The sequence below is a fragment of the Inquilinus sp. OTU3971 genome (genome assembly GCF_038440215.1).
Genome location: NZ_JASATH010000285.1, coordinates 1 through 6,831, shown reverse-complemented (window position 1 = coordinate 6,831; position 6,831 = coordinate 1). Strand labels below are relative to the sequence as shown.

The window sequence follows — 6,831 nt, the reverse complement described above, 5'->3', positions numbered from 1 at the left end:
CCCCCGGCGGCGCGGGGCCCGCCCGCGGCCACGGCCCCGATGCCGGCCGCCAGGGCACCCGCACTGGTGGCGCCGTCGTTGTTGAAGTTCCCGCCCGCCGTGCCGCCGTCATTGACGCTGTAGTAGTGCGTCAGCTTGCCGGTGACGTCGGTGATCTGGCTGGCGATATCGTCCACCGCCGTGTTGGTGGCGAAGAGCTGCGAGCCGTTGATCGCATCGGTGGAGTCGCCCGCGATCCGCCCGGCCGCCACGTTGGTGATCGTCCGCTCGGCCCCCGCCGCGCCGACGCTGACCGTCGAGCCCGGCGTGGCGCCGGCGAAGTTGTAGGTCGTGCCGGCGATGGTGGTGCTGGCCGTGCCGACCGCCGCCGCCGTCACCGAGCCCGTGCCCAGCGCCACCGCGCCGGCATCGCCGGCCGTGGCGCCGTTGCCCAGGGCGACCGCGTCCGCGGCCGCCGCGTTGGCGAGGACGCCGACCGCCGTGGTGCGATCCGCGGAGGCGTTGGCGTTCTGGCCGAGGGCGGTGGACCAGGTCCCGGTCGCAGAGGCCGCACCACCGACGGCCGTGCCGCCCTGGCCTGTCGCCGTCGCGGAGTTGCCCAGCGCGACCGCCTCGAAGGAGGTGAAGCCGCCCGGAAGCGCCGTGCCGGCGGCCCCGCTGGCGTTGGAGGCGATGCCGATGGCGATCGGCGAGCCGTCGCCACCCGTCACCAGGGCCTTGGAGTTGGAGCCGAGGGCCATGGGGCCGCCGCTGACCGTGCTGGCGGCCGCCCCGCTGCCGAGGGCGATCGCGGTCCCGCCCGCCGCGTTGGACTGGTAGCCCATCGCCACCGAGCCGTTGCCCGACGACACCGCCCCGATGCCGGCCGCCATGGCGTTGAGGCCGGTCGCGCCGTCGTTGATGTAGTTCGCGCCGGGCGTGCCGCCGTCGTTCACGCTGTAGTAGTGGACGGGGTTGCTGGCGGCGATGGCCTCGACCGCCTGGTTGGTGGCGAAGAGCTGGCTGCCGTTGATAGCGTCGGTCGAGTCGAGCGCGATCCGGCCGGCCGCGACATTGGTGATGGTGCGCTCGTTGCCGGCGCTGCCGACGCTGACCGTGCTGGTCGGGGTCGCCCCGGCGAAGTTGTAGGCCGTGCCGCCGATCACCGTGCCGGCGGTGCCGACCGCCGCCGCGGTCACCGAGCCCGAGCCCAGCGCCACGGCGCCCGCCTGGCCGGCCGTGGCGCCGTCGCCGATCGCGGTGGCGGCCGCCGCCGTCGCGTTGGTTCTGGCGCCCAGGGCGATGGCGCTGTCCGCCGTCGCATTGGCCACTGCGCCGATCGCCACCGACAAGATGCCGGAACCGGTGCTCGCATTGCCCAAGGCAATGGCGGAGTCGGCGCTGGCGTTGGTGCCGACGCCCATTGCCACGGCGTTGAGGCCGCTCGCCTGACTGATTCGGCCGATGGAGATGCTGCTGCCGCCTGTCGCGGCGGCTGTGTCTCCCAGGGCGATGGTGCTGGCGCCCGTCGCGTTCGCGGCATTGCCCAGCGCCACCGCGCTGAGGCCGTTGGCCACATTGGTGTTGCCGATGCCAACCGCCCCGTCGCCGTTGACCGTGTTGTTGGCGCCCATGCCCACGGCGCCGGTGCCGGTCACCGAGTTCGGATCGCCGATCGCGACCGCGCCGTCGCCGTTCACCACCTGGCCCTGGCCGATCGCCACCGCCCCGGCGCCGCCCAGCACCTGCGAGTTGGTGCCGATCGCGACCGAGCCGGGGCCGGCCGCGGCCGCCACCGTGTTGAGGGTGCCCAGGACCGTGCTTGTGGAGGCGAGAGCCTGGCTGTTGGTGCCGATCGAGATCGCGCTCTGGGCACTCGCGACTGTATTGGTGCCGATCGAAACCGCCCCCTGGTCGCTTGCGATCGTATTGGTGCCGATCGCGGTCGCCCACTCGCTCGACGCATTCGAGTTGAGGCCGACGGCGATCGCGGCACCCGCACTCGCCTTGGCCAGGACGCCGACCGCCGTCGCGTTCGCCGCCGTCGCCGTCGCGCCCGGACCGACAGCCGCCGAAAACTCGCCGGACGCGCTGGCGAACTCGCCGAGCGCCAGGCTGTTGCTGGCGCTGGCGCTGGAGTTGGCACCCACCGCCGTCGAACCGCTCACTCCCGCGGCCGCGGCATTGGCGCCGATCGCAATGCTGCTGGAGGCCGCCGCCTTGGTGTTGGTGCCCAACGCCACGGCATCGCCGCCCGAAGCGTTCGCCCCAAAGCCCTGCGCCACGTCCTGGGCGCCCGACGCCGTGGCGCCGATGCCGGCCGCCATCGAATTGGCGCCGCTCGCGCCGTCATTGGCGTAGTTCGCTCCGTGCGTGCCGCCGTCATTGACGCTGTAGTAGTGGACGGCCGCGCCCGCGATGCTGGATTCCAGCGCCTGGTTGGTGGCGAAGAGCTGGCTGCCGTTGATGGCGTCGGTCGAGGTGGCGTCGATTCGCCCGGCCGCGACATTGGTGATGGTCCGCTCGGCGCCCGGGGCCCCAACGCTGACCGTGCTGGTCGGCGCGGTGCCGGCGAAGTTGTAGGTCGTGCCGGCGATGGTGGTGCTGGCCGTGCCGACCGCTGCCGCGGTCACCGAGCCCGAGCCCAGCGCCACGGCGCCGGCCTGGCCGGCCGTGGCGCCGCTGCCCAGGGCCACGGCTGCCGCCTGGCTGGCGGCCGAAGCCCCGCCCAGGGCGATGGCGTCATCCGCCGTCGCCTTGGCCTGCGCGGTGCCGTTGGCGCCGATGGCGATCGAACCGGCACCGGTGGACTGGACGGTGTCGCCGATGGCGACGGCGCGGGCCCCGGACGCGTTCGTGCCGGTGCCGATCGCGATCGAGGCGTGGTCGCCCGCCTTGGCATTGATGCCGGCCGCCACCGAGAACTCGCCGGCGGCATTGGCGTTGGTGCCGATCGCGGTCGCGCCGCCATTGGTTCCCGCGGCGACGGCCCCGCTGCCGACCGCAGTGCCGTTCACGGCCGAGACCGTGGCGGAGGCGCCGACCGCCGTGGCGTTTGCGGCCGCCCCGTTGGCCGCATTGCCCACCGCAATCGCGTTCTCGGCCGAGGCGTTGGCGTGAAAACCGACCGCCGTGGACGCCAGCCCAGATGCAGCGGCTTGGAAGCCGGTCGCGAGCGCGAACTGGCCCGAGGCGACGCTCCCCGCGCCGAGGGCCTGGGCCTGCTGGGCCGCCGCATTGGCGTTCTGGCCGAAGGCCGTCGCCCAATCGCCATTGGCCTTCGCGTCCGTGCCGACCGCGGTCGTGAAGGACCCGGTGGCGTTGGCGTTCAGGCCGACCGCGATCGCGCCGCCCGACGGCCCCGTGGCGACGGCGCTGGTCCCGATGGCGATGCTGTCCGCGGCCGCCGCGTTGGCCAGGCTGCCCACCGAGATCGCGTTCGTGGCCGTCGCGTTGGCTGCGTTGCCCATCGCGATCGAGGTCACGCCCAAGGCGTTGGCATGCAGGCCGACAGCCGTGGCCCCCACCCCCCCTGCCGTGGCTTGGAGGCCCGCGGCAAGAGCGAGATCCGCGCTGGTGATGCTGCCGGAACCGAAGGCTTGGCCCGAGCCGCCTGTCGCCTTGGTGTTGAAGCCTACGGCCATCGAGTTCGTCCCCGTCGCCGAAGCCTCGGGGCCGATCGCAATGGCATTGGCGCCCGTGGCGCCGTTGTTGGTGTAGTTCCCCTGCTGCACGCCGCCGTCGTTCACGCTGACGTAGTGGGTCGGCGTGCTGGCGGCGATGGCCGAGATCGCCTGGTTGGTGGCGAAGAGCTGGCTGCCGTTGATGGCGTCGGTCGAGTCCCCCGCGATCCGGCCGGCTGCGACATTGGTGATGGTGCGCTCGGCACCTGCCGCGCCGACGCTGACCGTGCTGGTCGGGGCCGCCCCGGCGAAGTTGTAGGTGGTGCCGCCGATCACCGTGCTGGGCGTGGCGACCGCGGCCGCCGTCACCGAGCCCGAGCCCAGCGCCACAGACCCCGCCTGGCCGGCCGTGGCGCCGTTGCCGAGCGCGATCGCGTTGTCCGCGCCGGCCGCCGACGCGTTGCCCAGGGCAACGGTGCTGGTGCCGGTGGCGTTGGCGGCGTTGCCCAGCGCCACGGCGCTGAGCCCGTTGGCGATGTTGGTGTTGCCCAGCGCCACGGCGCCGTCGCCGGTCGCCGCGTTGTTGGCGCCCATGCCCACGGCGCCGGTGCCGCTGACGGTGTTCGGATCGCCGATCGCGACCGCGCCGTTGCCGTTGACGACCTGGCCTTCGCCGATCGCCACCGCGCCCGTACCGCCGTTCACCACCGAGTTGTGGCCGATCGCGACCGAGCCGGGGCCGGCCGCCGCCGCCACGGTGTTGGTGTCGCCCAGCGCCACGCTCGAGGCCGCCAGGGCTTGAGAGGCATTGCCGAGCGCGGTGGCACCCGTGGCCGTCGCATTGGCCGTCGTGCCGATGGCGATGGAATTCAGGCCTGCGGCATTGGCCGAACGTCCCCCGGCGAACGCATTTTCCGCCCCCGCGCTGGAGCCGGCACCGATCGCCGTGGAATTCAATGCCGTGGCAGTGGCGAGGGAGCCCACGCCTATGGCGCCGGCGTCGGAGGCACTGGCCGAACGGCCGACCGCGACCGCATTGACGTCGCTTGCGACCGCGGCGGCGCCCAGCGCCGTGGCGCTGGGGCCTATGGCGGCCGCGTTGTTGCCGACTGCTGTGGAGGAAACGCCCGTGCCCTGGGCTCCCGAGCCCGCCGCCACCGAGCCGACTCCGCTCGACACGGCCCCGTTGCCCAGGCCCAGCGAGAAGTTGCCGGCCGCATTGGCGGTGGAGCCGACCGCGACGGCGGCTTGGCCCGCGGCGTTGGAACTCACCCCTGTTGCGATGGCGCCGATACCGGTCGCCTTCGAGACGCGGCCCATGGCGATCGCGTCCAGTGCGGATGCCGTCACATCGGTGCCGATGCCGATGGCGCTCTCCGCGGTGGCCCCACTTCCCGCGACGGTGCGCGCGCCGAGATAGACCGAGTTCACCTGGGAGGCGATCGACTGCCAGCCGATCGCGATCGAGCTGTTGCTGCTCGAGTTGGCCGACAGCCCCATGGCCACCGAACCGAGGCCGCTGGCCTTGGCCGAAGATCCGACCGCGACGGAATTCTCGGCGGTCGATTGTGCCCCAAATCCCAGCGCCGTCGACTGGATGGCGTTGGCGAGCGCGCTCGGGCCGAAGGCCGACGAGCTCGCGCCGCTCGCAGTGGCGCTGGCGCCTGCGGCGATCGAATTACCGCCGCTCGCGTTCGAAGCGATGCCGAACGCCGCCGAATTCCCCCCGGTGGCCTTGGAGGCAGCGCCAACGGCGGTCGCACTGACGCCGCTTGCCGTGGAGTTGACGCCGAAGGCTGTTGCTCCGTCCGCTAAGGCGTCGGCGTTCCCGCCCAGGGCGAGGGCGTTGGTGCCAACCGCGTTCGAGAAGACACCGATGGCGATCGCATTGAGGCCGTTGGTGCTGTTGGTATAGCCGATCGAGATCGAAGCATTGCCGGTTGCGGTGGTGTTGGTGCCCAACGCTATGGAGTCGACGCCGTTCGCCGTGGCGTTGGTGCCCACGGCGGTCGCGGCGGAGGCGGCGGTGCTGCCAGGACCGAGGGTGACCTGCGCGAAGGCCGGCGTCGCGAACTGCCCCATCAGCGTCGCCAGCGAAATGGCGGCGTAGAGCCCCCTGGCCCGGCGCAGCACCCCGAACACGGTGGCCGGCGCCGCCGCGGTGCCGGCCACGGCGAGCGTGGCGCCGCCGACGGCGCCGCCGGTGCCGAGGGCCCCGAGACCCAGCCGGTCCCGCTTCATCCCGAGCGCGCGATGCGCCAGGCGCAGCGCCGCCATCAGGCGCCGCCGCAGGGACTTGCTGGGCTGGTCGGCACCGGCGACCCAGTTGCTGGCGAAATGGGAGGAATGACGCCGGACGCTCTGCCGGGACTCGATGTGGTTGCCGCTCATGATGTCACTCCCCGCTGAAATGCCAGTCTGAAACGCATGCGCCGCCGGTGCGTCCGGCAGCCGATGGATGAGGGAATCGGATACGGGTCGCGGATCCGGCGGCCGTCCGCCCGGCCCGTCCACAAGCACGCCGGCGGCGGACCCGTCCGGCCCCGCCGCTTCGACATCCAGGGACCGATCACCCGATCGACTCATCCGCCCCTCCCCCCAACACGACCTGCGATATCCATCGAACGTGGCGTCGAACCGGGCCACCCGCACAGGATTGGCCAGGACCGTCGTCCTCTCTCGTCGCCGACCCGAAGAAGATCGAAGTAAATGCTGTCCCTCTTTTTGCCGATCGGCATGCCTGGGACGGCTTTGTTTCTTCGATCTTTTCCAGCTAGCGGACGATGCAAGAATTCCTCACGGTTCGGATGTCGTCACTCCGCTGGGCGTCCCAATAATTGGCATGGCGTCCCATTCGTGGCGTTGGCGCCGCCCTTGTGGTTCGGCGGCAACAGGCCTCTGCAATTTGAGAAGAATCCGGGCGGAGTGGGTGCGTCCTTCCGGTGACGGCTCGGTGAGTCCCCCCTCCCTCGCGGGCTATCCGATTCACCCATCTCCGAGCGTTATCAAATTGCCTCTCCCGCTTGCGGGAGAGGTCGGGCTCGCGCAGCGAGACCGGGTGAGGGCGGCTCGGCCGCGACACCAGGATCGGCGTTTCAGGACCGGGCAGATCCATTGCTCGCTCGCGGCAAAGCCGTGCTTTCGGCGAGGCCGCTATCCCCTCACCGGGACATCCTTCGGATGTCCGACCTCTCCCGCAAGCGGGACCTTTTCAGAATGTCCTTTGGGC

At 72.0% G+C, this 6,831-nt stretch carries 1 protein-coding gene; it reads right to left on the bottom strand.

What is annotated here, in order from left to right; translation table 11 throughout:
• The coding region (locus AAHM41_RS37790) for a hypothetical protein (RefSeq protein WP_342241791.1) at nucleotides 1-5,993 on the bottom strand (5,993 nt) is incomplete at its 3' end.
• Nucleotides 5,994-6,831: the final 838 nt, after the last annotated feature.